This window comes from Roseibium sp., assembly GCF_051016195.1.
Taxonomy (GTDB): Bacteria; Pseudomonadota; Alphaproteobacteria; order Rhizobiales; family Stappiaceae; genus Roseibium.
Genome location: NZ_CP134616.1, coordinates 3,976,493 through 3,992,955, shown reverse-complemented (window position 1 = coordinate 3,992,955; position 16,463 = coordinate 3,976,493). Strand labels below are relative to the sequence as shown.

Annotated in this window: 11 protein-coding genes; 5 read left to right on the top strand and 6 right to left on the bottom strand. The window is 58.8% G+C overall.

Features of this window, described 5'->3' with window-relative positions; genetic code table 11:
* Positions 1–38 precede the first annotated feature (38 nt).
* Positions 39–1,784, bottom strand: a complete 1,746-nt coding sequence (locus tag RDA78_RS18160) for a CAP domain-containing protein (protein WP_434051222.1) — start codon at positions 1,782–1,784, stop codon at positions 39–41.
* Positions 1,785–2,234: 450 nt separating this feature from the next.
* Positions 2,235–3,179, bottom strand: a complete 945-nt coding sequence (locus RDA78_RS18155; protein ID WP_434051221.1) for a helix-turn-helix domain-containing protein — start codon at positions 3,177–3,179, stop codon at positions 2,235–2,237.
* Positions 3,180–3,402: 223 nt separating this feature from the next.
* On the opposite strand from RDA78_RS18155, the gene RDA78_RS18150 reads away from it, so the two are divergent.
* The 5 genes from RDA78_RS18150 (at position 3,403) to RDA78_RS18130 (ending at position 10,848) form a co-directional block, all read left to right on the top strand.
* Positions 3,403–5,043 (top strand): sulfatase-like hydrolase/transferase, encoded by a 1,641-nt coding sequence (locus tag RDA78_RS18150; RefSeq protein ID WP_434051220.1) that lies wholly within the window; start codon positions 3,403–3,405, stop codon positions 5,041–5,043.
* Between the two features lie 16 nt (positions 5,044–5,059).
* Positions 5,060–6,832 carry an alkaline phosphatase family protein gene (locus RDA78_RS18145; protein WP_434051219.1) on the top strand — a complete coding sequence of 591 codons (1,773 nt, stop codon included), beginning with the start codon at positions 5,060–5,062 and terminating at the stop codon, positions 6,830–6,832.
* A 5-nt stretch (positions 6,833–6,837) separates the two neighbouring features.
* Positions 6,838–8,109, top strand: a complete 1,272-nt coding sequence (locus RDA78_RS18140) for a DUF3179 domain-containing (seleno)protein (RefSeq protein ID WP_434051218.1) — start codon at positions 6,838–6,840, stop codon at positions 8,107–8,109.
* Between the two features lie 57 nt (positions 8,110–8,166).
* Positions 8,167–9,837, top strand: coding sequence for a sulfatase-like hydrolase/transferase (locus RDA78_RS18135; RefSeq protein ID WP_434051217.1), 1,671 nt, complete (start codon positions 8,167–8,169; stop codon positions 9,835–9,837).
* 216 nt (positions 9,838–10,053) lie between these two features.
* Positions 10,054–10,848, top strand: coding sequence for a hypothetical protein (locus tag RDA78_RS18130; protein WP_434051216.1), 795 nt, complete (start codon positions 10,054–10,056; stop codon positions 10,846–10,848).
* A gap of 25 nt (positions 10,849–10,873) precedes the next feature.
* Here RDA78_RS18130 and RDA78_RS18125 read toward each other — a convergent pair whose 3' ends face one another.
* From RDA78_RS18125 to cckA, 4 genes are all read right to left on the bottom strand, one after another.
* Positions 10,874–11,209, bottom strand: coding sequence for a cupin domain-containing protein (locus RDA78_RS18125; protein ID WP_434051215.1), 336 nt, complete (start codon positions 11,207–11,209; stop codon positions 10,874–10,876).
* Between the two features lie 234 nt (positions 11,210–11,443).
* Positions 11,444–12,778: a chromate efflux transporter gene (gene chrA, locus RDA78_RS18120; RefSeq protein WP_434051214.1), complete on the bottom strand. Its 1,335-nt coding sequence runs from the start codon at positions 12,776–12,778 to the stop codon at positions 11,444–11,446.
* Positions 12,779–12,782: 4 nt separating this feature from the next.
* Entirely contained in the window at positions 12,783–13,601 is an 819-nt protein-coding gene (locus RDA78_RS18115) for a chromate resistance protein ChrB domain-containing protein (protein ID WP_434051213.1), read from the bottom strand.
* A gap of 137 nt (positions 13,602–13,738) precedes the next feature.
* Positions 13,739–16,294, bottom strand: coding sequence for a cell cycle histidine kinase CckA (gene cckA / locus RDA78_RS18110; RefSeq protein WP_434051212.1), 2,556 nt, complete (start codon positions 16,292–16,294; stop codon positions 13,739–13,741).
* Positions 16,295–16,463 lie beyond the last annotated feature (169 nt).

The following is a 16,463-nucleotide window of genomic DNA, read 5'->3' as shown; positions in this document are numbered from 1 at the left end:
GCGAGCCTCTACCCGAATGGCGCAGGCTCGCGGCGCATTCAGAGAAGGCCCAAATCGTCCGGCTGATAAACCGCCCCGAACTGGAACACGAACTGATCAAGATGAGCGCCTTCAGCATTGATCGTCACGCTCCCGGCCCCGTCGTCCCAGGAAAGCACCATCTTGTCATTCGCGCTGATCGAGACGTCGACATCCGACCTCTTGAGATCCTTGAAGATCAGTTTGTCATTGCCGTTTCCGGCAAGTTCGACGATGTCGACCCGGCCTGACTTCGAAGTCACCACGTAAGTGTCGTTGCCGGACTGACCTGAGAGTTTCTGCACGCCTCCGGAGGATGCTCCCGGTTCGAGCCTGTCATTGCCGCTGCCGCCGATCAGCGTATCGGTTCCTCCACTCCCCTTGAGGAAATCATTGCCGCCCCCGCCTTTCAGAACGTAATCCACTTCGCCGCTGTTGCCGAAAACCTTGTCGTCTTCTTCAGCACCGGTGAACTTCTCGAACCCGTACTTGGAAAGCGCCGATGTGTTGAAGCGGGAGCCTGCCTCTACAACGAGAGTATCGACACCGGCACCGCCGATGTTACGCGGCGTGCCGTTGTCCCAAAAGACATCACCGTTGCCGTAATGGATCTCGTCGTCACCAGCACCGCCATACATGACGTCCCGTCCCGCGCCGCCCTTGATGACATCGTCCCCGGCCCTGCCGAAAAGACGGTCGTTTCCAGGTCCGCCGAGCAGCGTGTCGTCTCCACCGTTGCCCTGCAGCGTATCGTTGCCACCGGCACCGCTCAGCCGGTAGTCAACACTGGCATCATTGCCGGCGACGCGATCATTGCCGTCCGAACCGATGAAGCGTTCGAACCCGTACCAGGAGAGACCGGACGTGTTGAAGACCGAGTCCTTGTTGATGATCAACGTGTCGATCCCGGCCCCACCGATGTCCTTCGGCGATCCGTTGTCCCAGAAGTCGTCGCCAATGGTGTAGTAGACCGTGTCATTGCCGCTGCCGCCCGTGGGGGGTGGTGTCGTCCCGCCGCCCTCTGACCCGTCCTTGACATCGACCTTGACGTTCTTTCCGGAAACGGAAAACGACTTCTCGATCGTGCCGTCGATGCCGGCCCCGGTGTATCTGGCGGTGTAGGACCCGTTTGCCAGAGCAATGCTGTAGCCGCCCCCGGGATCGGTCGATGCCGTGGCAACCGTCTGGCCCGAGGCATTGACAATCGTGACCTTCGCCGATCCCAGTTCCTCGCCGATATCAAAGAACTTGTCGCCATCCGCATCATCGAAAACCACGCCGGTGACATAGTTTTTCGTTGTGCCGGCAAAATTCTGCGTCGCATAGCTGGTTGAATGGTTCGGGGCGCTCGGATGCCCCCCGATCGCATCACCGATGCCGATCACCGTATAATTCGTACTCAGGATGTTGGCCCTGTGGCCGGAAGAATTCATCCAGCCCGTATGCATGCCCTCCACGACCGCTTGGGGCACATAGGCACCCGAAATCGGCTGATGCTGGTTGAACGGATTGTAGGCGATGTTTTCGCCCATCGGATATTCGGTCCAGCCTTCCGCCTTCATGCGGTCCCACGGGCTTGAACCACCTGAACCGGTGTGATTGAGCACCCGCCCGTCCGCCATCCATTCAGAGTGTTTCTGCGCGGCGGCGTTGATCCGCCCGTCCGTCGCCAGCGGTTCCAGCCCCGCCGCTGCCCGCTCCTTGTTGACAAGCTCCAGGATCAACTGCTCGCTGGCACCCAGCGCCTTTGCGGGATTGTCGACCATAGCGTTTCCTTTCCTTAACTCACATCGCGCCGGAAGGCTTGCGATGAAATCTGGCGAAAGAAACGCCGCTTTGCGGAGGGATTCTGCTAAAGATGTGTCAGAAAAACTGACCCGCAATACGGGCATGGATGGTTGTCTTTGGCGCGACTTGAGACAAGCAGCGCAAATGCTTTTCAACGCAGCGTAAGTTTGGTGCCGCGTCGGACAATACGATTGGATGCAACTGAGAAAACGTCAAAACGTGGTTGGAACAGAGAATTCCGGTTGCACAAAGACAACAAACAATTTGGAAGTAAACTCTTCCAAATAAACAGAAAACTTCAAAACCCTGCGAAAACAAATTCGATTTTTTCTCAACGGATCAATGTGCTGAACCGTTGATCCGATAGCGCGATCAAGTTCAGCGAGGATAAGCCATTTCATGCAGACACAGGCTGCCACCAGAGGGCTTCAGCTGTATCGCCTCAAAGTATCAGATGGTCTTTCGCCAAACATCTTTCGGTAGTCCTGCGCGAACTGCCCGACATGGGAAAAGCCCGCGTGATCCATGACATCGGCAATCGAAATGTCGGCCACCGCAGCCAGTTGCAACTGCCGCCGTGCATGCGCAAGCCGGGCCGACTTCACGAATGCTGCAGGCCCTGTACCGAACTTGTCCTGGAAAGCAATCTCCAGCGCCCGCCGGGAAATTCCTCCTTGTCTGCAGAGTTCGGAAATCCGCAAATTGGCGATATCATCGGAGGCAACCGCGGTCACGATTTCTTCCATCACAATACGCGACGCGTTCGGCGCAAGGCTCCGTGGTTGAAGGCCGGTCTGTACGACCCAGCACCCAACCAGTTTCTCCACGAGCTCATCCAGCGTGCATGGGTCGACAAGGGCCGGTTGCTCATCGAGTTTTCCGAGAACGAAACGTACTTTCTTCAATAAATCGTCCGGCGCCCTGAAAACGCCTGGAAGTTTCGCCGGATCGGGCACGGTTAGACCGCACCGATCGAAATAGTCTGCAATCACCGCTACGTCGACGGCGATCAGGTGAACCTCGAAGTCTTCGCCCGAGATCGATACTAGCTCCGTGCCGGGCAAATAGACGAGAACATCGTTTTCTCCGGTGTTGTGGCCCCGCCACCAGAGTTCCTGCATCCTTTTTCCGGGGATTGTAAACGTGACTTTCCCCTGTGGCGGTGCCCCGCGCTGGTCGAAATTCATGTGAAATCGCGCATATGTGCAATCGAACTGAGCGGCACTTCCCTGAATGATTTTGGCGATGGTCTGTTGTGCCGGAACCGGGCCGAGGGGTTGAAACTGAAGGTCCCAATACCGGATGTCATGGCACAATTGGTCAACGTCCGTGAATTCGGCAACGAGGCTGGCCAGAAAACCCTTTCTCTCCAAGTAAATTGCTCCTCCACTTCGCAATTTCGATCATGGGAGCAGAGGATTTTCCTTAGAGTCAATTCGGCAAACATTACAAGTCGATCCGGAGGCTTGCGGTGAATTGTGCGATTTGGCAGAGAAAATCGCCAAAAAGACGGGGCCAGACGCCAACAACTAAGTCCCCTCGCAAAGCGCTAATTCTGGCCGCGAGCGTCCTCGATACCTATTTGGAGGCAAGCAGATGAGATTTTCATCCGCATTTCTGCTGATGCTGGCAATCAGTTTCAACGGCGCGAATGCGCAGGACAACCCGATCATCCGCGATGGTGAATTCGAATACCTGCATGCCCAGAAGAAAGAAGAATGGGCCGAACAGGACCAGAGAATCGAGGCGAGACTCAGCGAAATAAGAGAGGCGAACGGCGGCAGGCCACCGAACATTCTCTACATTCTGATAGACGACGTCAGCTTCGGCCAGATGGGCAACCGGACGCTCAACTACGTCACCGGGATCGACACACCCAATATCAACACGCTCGCATCCGAGGGCCTTTCCCTGATGCGTATGTACACAGAGCCCTCCTGCACCCCGACCCGAACGGCAATGCTGACCGGACGCCATCCGGTTCGAGCCGGTGTCGAAGAAGTGAAGGTTGCCCTGGTGGGTGAAGGTCTTTCGTCGGAAGAAGTCACAATTGCCGAGATTCTGAAGCAGGTCGGCTACAACACCGCGCATGTCGGCAAGTGGCACCAGGGTGATATCGAACAGGCCTATCCGCACAATCAGGGATTTGACTGGGCGGCCTTCCCGCTTCACCAGCAGGTCCAACTCAGCCTGATGACCCGCGAGGCCATGACCGCCAACAACATGCTCGGGTTTCACTCCAGCGGTCAGAACAATCAATTTGCCATTGACCAGCGGTTCAAACCCTACGGCCTTGTAACGGGCGTGGAGGCCAAGGCAGGGGGCATGGCTCGCGAGGTTGACATGGCCGCGGGCGAGGAATGGACCCAGGCCAAATACGAGGAAATGAACGAACGCTACCAACGCCAGATCCTCGAACAACTTGAACGGCTGGCCGGCGAAGACGAACCCTTTTTCCTTCAATACTGGCCGCTCTACCCGCTCAATTTTGTCTATCCCAACCAGGCAATATCCAGAAACGGCGGCTTTCACGCCGACAAGTTGCAGCTCCTGGACGGTTGGATTGGAGATCTCTTGACCAGGGTCGATGAGTTGGGGTTGCGCGACAACACCATCGTCATCCTGATGGCAGACAACGGGCTGATGTATCACTACGAAGGCTCGTCCGGTCTCAATCAGCTCATCTACAGGGGCGGCAAGACACAACACCTCGAAGGGGGTGTGAGAACAGACGCCTTCATCCGTTGGCCAGGCATCATCGAAGCTGGCAGTGCCGCCGGTGACATCATCCACGTTTCAGACCTGTTCACCACCTTCGCACGGATCGCGGACGCGACGGAGTTCATTCCCAGGGACCGGGTGATCGATGGACTTGACCAGACCGCCCTGTTACTTGAAGGCGAAGGCAATTCGAGAAGAGACTTTGTCTATGTGTACGAAGGTCCCGTGTTGCGCTCGGTTGTCAAACAGGAATTCAAGATGCACGTGCCAGCGCCCGGCGTTCCAGGGGCTGCAGCTCCCGTCTACAATATCTACCGCGACCCGCGCGAGGAGCACCCCCTTGTAGGATATTCGCTCTGGTCCGGTGCATCGTTCCAGGACATGGTCAAGCGACACCAGAAGACGATCGCGAAGTATCCTCACCTGCCGCTTGGCAAGGGACGCCCGTATGAAGGGATCGAAAACCTGCGGCCGGAGAGCGAGCTCACGCGCGAGGTCTTCGCGAGCTGGCAATGAGGAACGCGAAGCCCTCGTGACCATCCGGTTACGAGCCCTTGTCGGTATCTACGAGAACGGAGGAGCGAAATTGCGAAACACGAACCGTTGGGCCCGGCTGCTTTTCTTTACGTCCCTTGTAATGGTCACCGCCCCAGCGGGCGCCGTCGCAGAACAGGTTCGGCTTATTGTTCAGATCACCGTCGACGGGCTCCGGGGTGATCTCCTGAACCGCTATCACAAGAGTTTCGGGCCGGACGGCTTCCGGCGCCTCACGGAAGGCGGCCTCTGGTACACGGATGCCCATCACCTGCATGCGAACACGGAAACAATCGTCGGACATGCCACCCTTGCAACGGGCGCACACCCGTCGGAACACGGCATGATCGGGAATGCCTGGTTCAATCGCTTGGAAGGCCGTCTCGGCTACAATATAGAGGATCCCGACAATCCGATGCTCCCCATGCCGGGATTTGGCGGCGAAGGCGACCAGGTTGATCCGACTCAGGCTGCCGCAAAATCCAGCGGCCGTTCTCCCGTGAATCTTCTGGCAAGCACATTCGGGGACGAATTATCTAAATCGAACAACGGCCGCTCCAAGGTGTTTTCCGTGTCCGCAAAGGACCGCTCCGCCGTCGCCATGGGCGGCCATCGCGGCAAGTCGTTCTGGATGTCGACCGCCACCGGCGCAATGGAAACAAGCCGCTTCTACTATGATGCGTATCCCGACTGGGCAATCGAGTGGAACGCCGCGCGTCCCGCCGATGTCATGGTTGGTGAGACATGGTTCCCCGAGTGCCTCGAGGCCCCTTACCTTTTCGATAATGCTGACCGCCCCTACGCAACGGATCTGCGCGGCTTCGGCAAGTCGTTTCCCCATCACTACGGTGATCCCGAGGACGGCATGTATTACACCCAGGTCCTTGTTTCCCCGACTGGTGACCGTCTGGTAGCGGATTTTGCGAAGACGATTGTCACGGCCGAGCAGCTTGGCGCCGACGATTGGACAGACTATCTGAGCGTCAGCTTCTCCGGCGTAGATGCGACCAATCATTTCTTCGGCCCCTCGAGCATCGAAAACGAAGAACTTGTGCGCTGCCTGGACCAGACGCTAAGCACGTTCTTCACCTTTCTCGACGAGACAGTCGGAGCGGATCATGTTCTCTACGTGCTGTCTGCCGACCACGGGATGCCGGAAATGCCGGAGGAACTGAACGAGGCCGGTTTCGAAGCCTATCGGAATTCGACCGAGGTCCTTACGGCAAATTTGAACCCCGTCCTATTTGAGGAATTCGGCGTCAAGGACGCGATCCAGTATTTTTTCCGCCCTTATGTCTATCTCAACCACGAGGCGATTGCCGAAGTTGGTGCGGATAAGCGGGAAATTGAGCGCCGTGTCGCGGAAAGCCTGATGGCGGAAAAGGGCATCGCCATGGCGATGCCCGCCGTGCCGTTACCCGAGCAGGAAGGTGACTTCCTTCAGGCACCGATCAGGCGCAATTATCATCCGCAACGATCCGGCGACATTTACGTGGTCCAGACACCCTACTCGTTCCTGTTCGAACAAGGTGCGATTGCCGTCATGCATGGATCTCCATGGCGCTACGACACGCATGTTCCGATCCTGTTTTCAGGTCCCGGTATCGCGCCTGCGAGGATCGCCCGGCGAGTCGGTACGATTGACGTAGCGGTAACTTTGAGCGCACTCTTTGGAACGACGATCCCGAGCGGAGCGTCCGGTGAAGTCCTTGTTGAAACGGGTGGCGAGCGGGCGCAGGAGAATGCTGCCGGCGTTCCGGGAGCAAGGTAGGAGACATGGCAATTATCGGAAATCTGTTTTTTTACGCAGGCCTTGCGGTTTCCCTTGGCATTGGCCTGCTCTACTTCCGGGATCTCGGCGACGTCACCCAGATGGTGCTCAAGGTGAAGCGGGACAACATGGCTCGCTTCATCCGCAACGAGCACCGCCTTCTTGCCGTTGGCCTCGCAGCGGCCGCCGTTATGACGCTGGCCCATTTTGTATTTGGTGGTGGTCCCTTCTGGCTCTGGCTGGTGTCCATTCTGCTGATCGCCGTTCTCTACGCCTTTCCCTATGTGTGGGTCCATGTCGGCCTGAGAAACCAGAAGAACACCGCAAAATACCTTCCGGTCAGGGACGCGATGGAATGGGTCAGCCCGTCCAGCCAGGTGCTCGTCATTGAAAACAACGGCGTCGCCCGCGCGCATCCTGACGCCCAGATCATGCGCCCTCACCTTGCCGGCAACCGGGAGGGGCTCGACGGTGAAAATGTCATCATGACCTATTGCGCGATGGCCAATCTGGGGATCGGCTACACGCCGAAGATCGAGGGAGAGGATCTTGACCTGCAGGTGCTGGCGCAGCACGGCAACAACCTGATCTTGCGCGATAACCGGACCGGCGAACCGATCCAGCAGATCTACGGCTTCCGGGACCGGGATGCGGCACCTTCGGAAAACGGCCCCGCCTGCCCGGTCCGGCCACAAATGGCGATGCGCCCCTGGCCGACCTTCCGCATGACGATGCGCGGTTTTCAAAAGGCCTATCCGGACGGCAAGGTCTTCATCAACATGCCCTCGGAAAACCCGATCCTGTTTCTGTTCGACCTTGCCATCGAAACCATCTTTTCATCGGAGATTTCCCGCCAACACCGTGTCAACGAACCCATCATTCAGAACATGAACCGCGCTCCCGACAAGCGTCTGCACAACAAGACCTATGTCTGGGGCGTCGACATCGACGGCGACGTGGTGTGCTGGACGGATGATTTCGTCGTTGAAAGCGGCAACATCGTCAATGCAAGGGTCGGAACCAGGGATCTGGTGGTCGCCTGGGATCCGAAATTCGAAAGCCTCGGCGTCTGGTACAACGACACGGACGCGCCTGTAACCGAGATCGATTTTTTCGGCGTGACACCCGCCGGAAAATTGAGGCGCGTTGAAAACGTCCGCCCCGGGATGTTCTGGCATGTATGGGCGGAGTACTTCCCGAATACCGACATCAACCGCATCGGCGCAGCGTCCCACGCGGACGCACCAGGCGGTTCGGTAACCGTGGCCGCGCAATGAGGTGCCGCGGCCTGGACGAATGAAAAAGACTGAATTCACAAGAACCGGGAGCCTGGAATGAACAGACTGCTGACGACAATGACACTTGCACTGCTATCTGCGCCCGCCTTTGCGCAGAACGAAGCCATCGTCCATGATGCGGAGTATTACATTCTCCAGGCTCAGAACGGCGAGAGATGGGCCGAGGAAGATGCGGCCCTTGATAACGCCCTTGCAGAAATCCGCGAACGCAATAACGGCAAGCCGCCGAACATCTTTTACATCCTGATCGATGATATCGGTTTCGGGGACCTCGGCAGTGCAACCCTGAATGCAATCCGCGGCTACAAGACGCCTTCTATCAACGAACTCGCCAGCGAAGGCATGCGGCTGGCCCGCATGTATACTGAGCCCTCCTGTACGCCCACTCGCGTTGCCTTCATGACCGGGCGCCAGCCCCACCGCAACGGCATGGGCAACACGCAGGTGGAGCTTTCAGGGTTTGGCCTTGCTGACGCGGAAGTCACGCTGGCTGAGGTGTTGTCGGAGGCAGGTTACAACACCTCGCATGTCGGCAAGTGGCACATGGGCGACATCCAGGCGTCCTGGCCGAACTTCCAGGGTTTCGACTATGCCGTATTCCCGATCCACCAGCAGGGTCAATTGACCATCTATCATGACGATGCCGCCGACGAGGAAGTCTCGATCGGCATTGGCAACAACAACTACGATGACCGCTTCACCCTCGACCGTTGGTTCAGAACCGACTCCTCCCGCCTCGTGACAGGTGTCGAAGGCACCCGCGACGAGCCGGTTCAGGAAGTGGAGATGGCGTCCGGCGAACGCTGGAACGAAACCAAGTACCATGAAATGAACGTCCGCTACCAGAACCAGGCAATGGCGCAGCTGCGCGAACTCGCCGCAAAGGACGAGCCCTTCTTCCTGCAGTACTGGCCGCTCTATCCGTTGACCGGGCCACGCACAACGACGGATGAATACACCACCCCGAATGGCGGCATTTACGTTGAGAAGATGAAACTGGTGGACGAGTGGATCGGCGATCTGATGAGCGAAATGGACACCCTGGGTGTTGCCGACAACACCATCGTCATCGTCATGGGCGACAACGGCCATTTCACCAAGTATTCCCCGCAATCCGGGTACACCCCGATGATCTTCAAGGGCGGCAAGGGCAAGACAACGGAAGGCGGCGTGCGCGTCGATGCCTTTGTTCGCTGGCCCGGTGTTATCGAGGCAAACTCGGTCGTTGGTGACATGGTGCATGTCAGCGACCTCTTCACCACCCTCGCCCGCCTCGGAGGTGCATCTGACAACATCCCGACCGACCGCATCATTGACGGGATCGACCAGACATCGCTTCTGCTCAACGGTGAGGAATTCGGCCGCCGCGACTACGTTTTCCTTTACAACATCAACAAGCTGGAAGCGGTGGTCAAGGAGCAATACAAGCTCGCGATCCCCGGCGGCAGCATCGAGAATGCCATTCTCGCCGACTTCTACGACCTTTTCCGGGATCCACAGGAAAAGTATCCGGTTTCCACCGAGATCGGGGCCTGGGGCAGCGCGAAGTTCGTCAACATGCTGCAGCGGCATCTGATGCGGAAGGAAAAGTATCCGGACATACAGCCGGATGTTGGCATGCCCTATGACGGGGTGACAAACCTGCGGCCCGAAACCCAGGCAATGCTCGAGGAATGGCTGTTCATGCGGAAAACGCCCGAGCAATGAAACGCGAAACGAGGCTTGGCGGAGTGTTACCATCCTCACCTTTGACGATGTTGCATTTCCGCCATGCTCCGGCACTTATTGCGCTCGGCCGGTGGCGACCGCACCATGCATATGTTTAAATAAAATCAATCAGTTCAAATGATTTGAATTGAGAATTCGGCAAAAGGGCAAGCTTTCATGCGTAATTTTTACAGTATTTCTGGAAAAGCATGCGGCATGGGCTTGGCTTTACTCGCAGCGAGCTTGCCTTTCGCAGCGTCAAACGCAGCCGATCTGCCACAACCGGCGACCGAACCCTACCAGGTCAACGAGCGAATCGACCGGGCGTGGGAATTCATGATCGCGCCCTATTTTGTGGCTGCAAACATCACCGGAACCACCCAGGTTGGACGCCTTCCGGCAACCGACATCGACGTCGACACGGGAACCATACTGGAGAATCTGAAGTTCGGCGCAATGGTGCGGGCCGAAGCCCTTTACCAGCAGAAAGTCGGGGCAATGCTCGACATTGCCTATATGGGCCTTGGCGCTTCCGCCGACGTGCGCGCCGGTGGCGGGCGCATCAGCGTCGGGGTCGACCAGTTGATCGTCGAGGGAATGCTCTTCTACAGGGTCTTCAACTCGCCGCAGACCTCGGTCGACGTCTATGCAGGCGGGCGCTATTGGGACATCAATATCGACCTCAACGCGCAGGGCACCTTCGTCGGCAATTTCGACATCTCCCGCGGAGACGACTGGATCGACCCGGTCGTCGGCATCCGCGCCTTCCACATGTTCAACGACAAATGGTCCGCCAATGCCAGGGGCGACATAGGCGGCTTTGGCGTCGCGTCCGACTTCACCTGGAACGTCCAGGGCGGTTTCGGCTACCATTTCAACAAGACCTGGTCGGCGCACATGCAATACAAGGCCCTGAGCGTCGACTACGACAACGACAAGACCGGCACCGACAGCTTTGCCTATGACACCATCACTCACGGACCGCTGCTTGGTGTCGTCGCCCGGTTCTGACCGGTGAAACGACACCTGCCGCGCATCACGCCTTGACCGGGTACCTGTCCGCTTCCTCGAAAACGTCTATGACCTTCGTGCCCGCCTTGATGACAGCGCCATGTTCTGCGCCGCTCGGAATGTCGTAGATCGCCCCCGGTCCAAGGATCCTTGTCTCACCGTCAATCGTGAATTCGATCTCCCCGTCCAGCACTGTCCCCCACTGGGCTAGGTGGGCGTGGGGCGGCAGAACGAAATCCTTCTGAAAATCGAAGAAGACCACCAGCCCCGCATCTGACTGAATCGCATGCGAGGTCACAACATCCTCGGGAAACGGAATGTCGAGTGCTGGAAAATTCTTGATGAAATCCGGTAAATGCATGCGTCTTCCCCAAATGCGATGGCCTAACGAAGGCAGAGTGCACGCTTGTGGTCTTCCATTCAAGCACACGGGTCGAAACGCGATGAGAGAGCGGGACATCTCACCCGCGAATGTCGGGGACAAGAGCGTACCCACGCCTTCGCAAACCACACATTTTGATCCGAAACCAATGACTTGCAGCCGATTCCGGAATCAGTTTCCGACCTTGCCTTTCAACGTCCACCCCGAAAAGCCTCAACCAACCTGCGAAAGGGCCACCCCCGCGAAAGCGGCCGCAAGCAGTGTCCAGATCAGATTGGCATGGTACCTGAGCAGCAACAGGCCGCAGAGCACAGATATCAGGGGGACGCGCCAATCCAGGCTTGCCGGGTCCGGCACCCAGAAGGTCAGCCAACCCCGCTGTTCGGCACTGACGGACCTGAAGACGACATGCAGGGCGAACCAGACCGACAGGTTCAACACAACCCCGACCACGGCAGCAATGATGGCCGAGAGAGCCGACTGCAGCCTCGGCAAAGCCGATATCCGGTCAATGTAGGGCGCACCGGCGAAGATCCATAAAAAACACGGGACGAATGTCGCCCAGAGCGCGACAAGCCCCCCGGCCAGACCCAGCCAAAACCCACCGCTCTGGAAGGCGGCGAGAAATCCGACGAACTGCGTCACCAGGATCAGCGGACCGGGTGTCGTCTCGGCAAGACCAAGCCCATCCATCATTTCACCTGCACTGAGCCAGCCATGCAGTGTGACCACGTCCTGCGCCATATAGGCAAGAACGGCATATGCGCCGCCAAAGGTGACAACGGCAAGCTTGGAAAAGAACCAGCCGATCTCGCTCAGGATCGGCGCACCGCCCCACCAATCGAGCAGAGCCAGCGGCCCGAGCCACAAGAACAGCCAGACGGAAAAAAGCATCAGGGTTCGGGCCGGTGACATGCCGGCGTTGGAACCGGCAAGGCAATCGTTTTTATCTCGTCCGGACACCTGAGCAGACGCAGCGCCGAACAGCGCAGCAGCCAGCACGATCAGCGGGAACGGCAGCGAAACAAAGAAAATGGAGACAAAGGCCAGACCGGCAATGATCCATTGCTTGCGCTCCGTCAGCGCCCGTTTCGAAAGTTTCAGCAATGCTTCCAGAACGACAACAAGGACGGCTGCCTTGATTCCAAGGAACAGCTGGGACATCAGGACTACATTGCCGAAAGCCGCATAGAGACCGGCCAGGGTAAAAATGGCGGCTGCCCCTGGGATCACAAACAGCAGCCCCGCGACCAACCCGCCCGGAATGCCGCGCATTTTCCAGCCGCAATAGGTTGCAAGCTGCATCGCCTCCGGTCCGGGCAGAAGCATGCAGAAGCCGAGAGCGTTGGCGTAGGCGCGCCCTGAGAGCCAGCCGGTCTCCTCGACCAGCTTGCGATGCATCAGTGCGATCTGAGCCGCCGGACCGCCGAAAGACAGAAGACCGATGCTGCCGAACACGGAAAACATCCGGCGCCATGAGACCGGTGTGCTCTCGCACAGCGGCGCGGACCCGGCGGGCGACCGGGCGGGTTCTGACTGTGCCGGCATGTGATCAGCCCTTTCCACCGGCGGTGGGCCAGTCGTGTCCTTCGTCGGTTGCATCGCGCGCCCAGCGGTAGAAGGCATCATAGAGCCCCATGCCGGCCTCCAACTGGCGCAGATCATCCTTGTACATGCGCGACAGGCCGAGCGAAGCCGCCAGCAGCCCGGCAGCCTCCGGAGCCAGGTCTTGCCGATTGGTATCGGCAGCCCGCACGATCTCGGCTAGCCGCAGAAGCGGTTCGCTTTGAAGCTGAAATTCCTCAACCATCGTATCGAAGCTGCAGCGGTCACCGCGATGGCTCCAGTAGGTATTTTCGACGTCAAACGGTGTGGCACCGAACTTCTCCGCAACAGCGTCGACCTGCGCGGGTGACACGAACAGGAACCGGGCTTGCGGGTCGACAAACCGGCGGATGAGCCATGGACAGGCGATCCGGTCTATCTTGGGTCGGTGCCGCGTGACCCAGACAGTCTGTCCCTCCGAATTCCGATCTGGCACACGCGCCTCGGGAACCATGGGCTGCCCGGCGTCGCGCCACCCGGAGCAGCCGCCTTCCAGAAACTCGGCCTCGATGCTACTGCTTCTCAGCACCGCCGCCACCCCTTCGGACAGCTTCAAACCTTTCCAGCAGGCGACAACCACCCGCCTTCCTTGAAGTCGGCCGGCAAGGTCCTGAACGCTCTGAAACGGGTGTCTGAAAGAGGACGGGATAAATGCCGGATCCGATGCAAAGTCCTCCTCGATGCGCACATCGAGGATCACCGGTGCATCGGGCGTACCGACCAGTCGTGAGAGTTGTGAAATGGATATGGAGTTCAGAGACGGCATGGCGCGTCCTCCCGTTGCAATGGGTTTCCAGGACGCGAAACTTCAGCTTACGCCTCACGGGGTGTTCGCTCGCCCCATGGGAACTAAGTGCCAAATTGCCGAATGCCTGTCAAGAAAACCGGCTCAAGCGGTCTCTGTTATCCGTTCAGAACATCCTTCACCGTCGTCGCCAGCTGTTTCAGCGTGAACGGCTTCGGCAGGAAGAAGAACTGTTCGCCTTCGGGCAGGTTCTCCTCGAACGCGTCTTCGGCGTATCCGGAAACGAATATGATCTTCAGATCCGGCTGGGTCTTACGCAGCTCCACCAGGAGTGTCGGACCGTCCATTTCCGGCATGACCACGTCGGACACCACCAGGTCGATTTCACCCCCGGCCTCTTCCATGACCTCGAGCGCTTCGTTGCCCGAGCCTGCTTCATGAACCGTATAACCCCTGGAAGCCAGCGCGCGGGCGGCAAAGGCGCGCACGGCTTCCTCGTCCTCCACGAGCAGGATCGTGGCCGTTCCGGTCAGGTCGGCGACCTTTTCAGGTTCCGTTTCCTTCGGTTCGGGCTTGGGTTCATCGACGACTTCGCGAATGTGCCGTGGCAGGAACAGCCGGAAGGTTGTGCCGGCATCGACCTCGGACGTGCAGAAAATGAAGCCGCCGGTCTGCTTGACGATGCCGTAGACCGTCGACAGGCCAAGGCCGGTGCCCTTGCCCACTTCCTTGGTGGAGAAGAACGGATCGAAGATCTTCTCCATGATCTCCGGCGGCATTCCGTGGCCGGTATCCTCCACCTCGACGAGCGTATATTCGCCCGGCGGCATGCCCCGCGTGTTCTCGAACTGGGTGGACTGGGCTTCCTCCACATTGCTGGTGCGGATGGTCAGCCGGCCGCCTTCGGCCATGGCATCGCCGGCATTCACCGCAAGGTTGACGATGACCTGCTCAAGCTGGTTGAGGTCGGCCATCACAGGCCAGAGATCACGGCCGTGGATCACTTTCAGCTCGACTTTCTCGCCAAGCAGGCGATCCAGCAGGATCGAGAGGTCGGCCAGAACGTCGTTCAGCTCAAGCTGTTGCGGACGCAGCGTCTGACGGCGCGAGAAGGCAAGCAACTGCCGGACGAGCCCGGCGGCCCGGTTCGCGTTCTGCTTGATGTTCATGATGTCCTGGAAGGACGGATCGGTGGGCCGGTGGCTCGCAAGAAGAAGATCCGAGAACCCGATGATCGCCGTCAGGACATTGTTGAAATCATGTGCGACACCACCGGCCAGCTGGCCGATCGCCTGCATCTTCTGGCTCTGCGCGAACTGGGCTTCAAGGGCGCGTTGCTGCGTCGTCTCCAGCGCATAGACGATCGCCGTCTCGCCATCGCCCTCGCCATCTTGAACGGCGGACACGTAGAATGTTGCCGAACGCGGGTCGTTCCCCTCGACAAGTGGAATGTCGATTGGCGAAATCTCACCGATACCCTTGGCAGCAGCGGAAAGCGCCTTGGACAGCTCTTCACGCCCGTTCTCTGCGACATAGGCCTCGAGCTTCGGCGACTCCTCCACCGTATCTGCTGCCCCGAACAGTTTCAGGAACGGCGCGTTCGTTCGCAGCACCCTCCCCTCGTTGTTGAGCGAGGCAATCGAGATGGGCGTATTGTTGAAGAAGCGCGCGAAACGCACTTCAGCTGCGCGCAGCGCTTCGGACGCCTCCTCGCCCTCGCCACGCGAGCGGTTCAGGACCAGGGTGCGGCTGTCGCCGGGTTGACCGTTTTCGCCGAAGGGAACCCGATGCAGCAGGCGGACAGGAAGACCGCGCCCGTTGCGCGTCACGAAGTCGAGATCGAACGTTTCGCTTTTCACCTCCCCGGCCTGGCCCTTCACGGAGCGGATCAACTCGGTTCCATCGCCGCGGACGATTTCGGAAAGGTCGAGATCACCGGCATCAAACTGGGCAAGATCGTACCCAAGCCAGTCGGCGAGCGTCGCGTTCAGGTAGACAATGCGGCCCCTTGAATCGCTGGAAAAGAACCCCGCAGGCGCGTGATCGAGAAAATTGATGACCCTCTGCAGCTCTTGGAAGGAATTTTCCTGCTCGGCCCGGTCACGCGTAATGTCGGCAAGCTGCCAGATCGACATTTGCTTGCCACTTCGTTCCTTGGACGGCTGCAACGGCCGGACGGAAACGCGGTACCAGCGCGCAGCCCCCTCGACGCGCCCGAGCGGGAACGGCATGCGGATCTCCTCCTGCGCCTTGCGCCCTTCGCGCATGGCCTGAGAAAGCCGGAAGATCGCATCTGCTGCGTCCGGATCGGAAGAGAAGACCCGTTCAACGACGCGGATGTCGGAAGGCGTGTCCGCTCCCGTCAGTTCGGCATAGGCGGTGTTGGCATAAACCAGACGCCCGTCGGTGTCGGTGATCAGCGCACCGTCATCCATCGTGTCGACAAAGGCGGCGGCAAGCGGGTTGGCTTCGCCCGGCCTCGCGGACAAGCGCAGGAACCCGATGGCACCGGCAAACAGACAGAAGACGCCGACGACCGCCAGGATACCAAGCAGCGCCAGAATGAACGGCTGGGCAACTTCGCGGTCCATGACCGCAAAAGCAGCCGCCGCTCCGACCAGAAGCACAGCCAGGCCTATCAGAAGGCCAATATTTCCGGAGCGCTCCGGCCGGCTGATCATCGGCCCGCCTGACGCTCCGTCGGTATCACTCATACGTCCTGTCTCCGGGCCCGATTCGGTTTCTTTGGGGCCGTCTACAAGCATTCTGTGCTTGCCCCCCAATTTCAACTGATATGACGCTGACTTCTGTTGAAATTCACGCGTTTGACGGCGTTTTTTGACCCGCGGTGAGGCAGCCGGCCCGAGCCGTGCAGTCAAAAGC

Bases quoted from the DNA above. Each gene is read 5' to 3' on its own strand.
- RDA78_RS18140 (WP_434051218.1), top strand. From the start codon at position 6,838: ATGGCAATTATCGGAAATCTGTTTTTTTACGCAGGCCTTGCGGTTTCC.
- RDA78_RS18150 (WP_434051220.1), top strand. From the start codon at position 3,403: ATGAGATTTTCATCCGCATTTCTGCTGATGCTGGCAATCAGTTTCAAC.
- chrA (WP_434051214.1), bottom strand. From the start codon at position 12,778: ATGCCGGCACAGTCAGAACCCGCCCGGTCGCCCGCCGGGTCCGCGCCG.
- RDA78_RS18135 (WP_434051217.1), top strand. From the start codon at position 8,167: ATGAACAGACTGCTGACGACAATGACACTTGCACTGCTATCTGCGCCC.
- RDA78_RS18115 (WP_434051213.1), bottom strand. From the start codon at position 13,601: ATGCCGTCTCTGAACTCCATATCCATTTCACAACTCTCACGACTGGTC.
- cckA (WP_434051212.1), bottom strand. From the start codon at position 16,294: ATGAGTGATACCGACGGAGCGTCAGGCGGGCCGATGATCAGCCGGCCG.
- RDA78_RS18125 (WP_434051215.1), bottom strand. From the start codon at position 11,209: ATGCATTTACCGGATTTCATCAAGAATTTTCCAGCACTCGACATTCCG.
- RDA78_RS18130 (WP_434051216.1), top strand. From the start codon at position 10,054: ATGGGCTTGGCTTTACTCGCAGCGAGCTTGCCTTTCGCAGCGTCAAAC.
- RDA78_RS18160 (WP_434051222.1), bottom strand. From the start codon at position 1,784: ATGGTCGACAATCCCGCAAAGGCGCTGGGTGCCAGCGAGCAGTTGATC.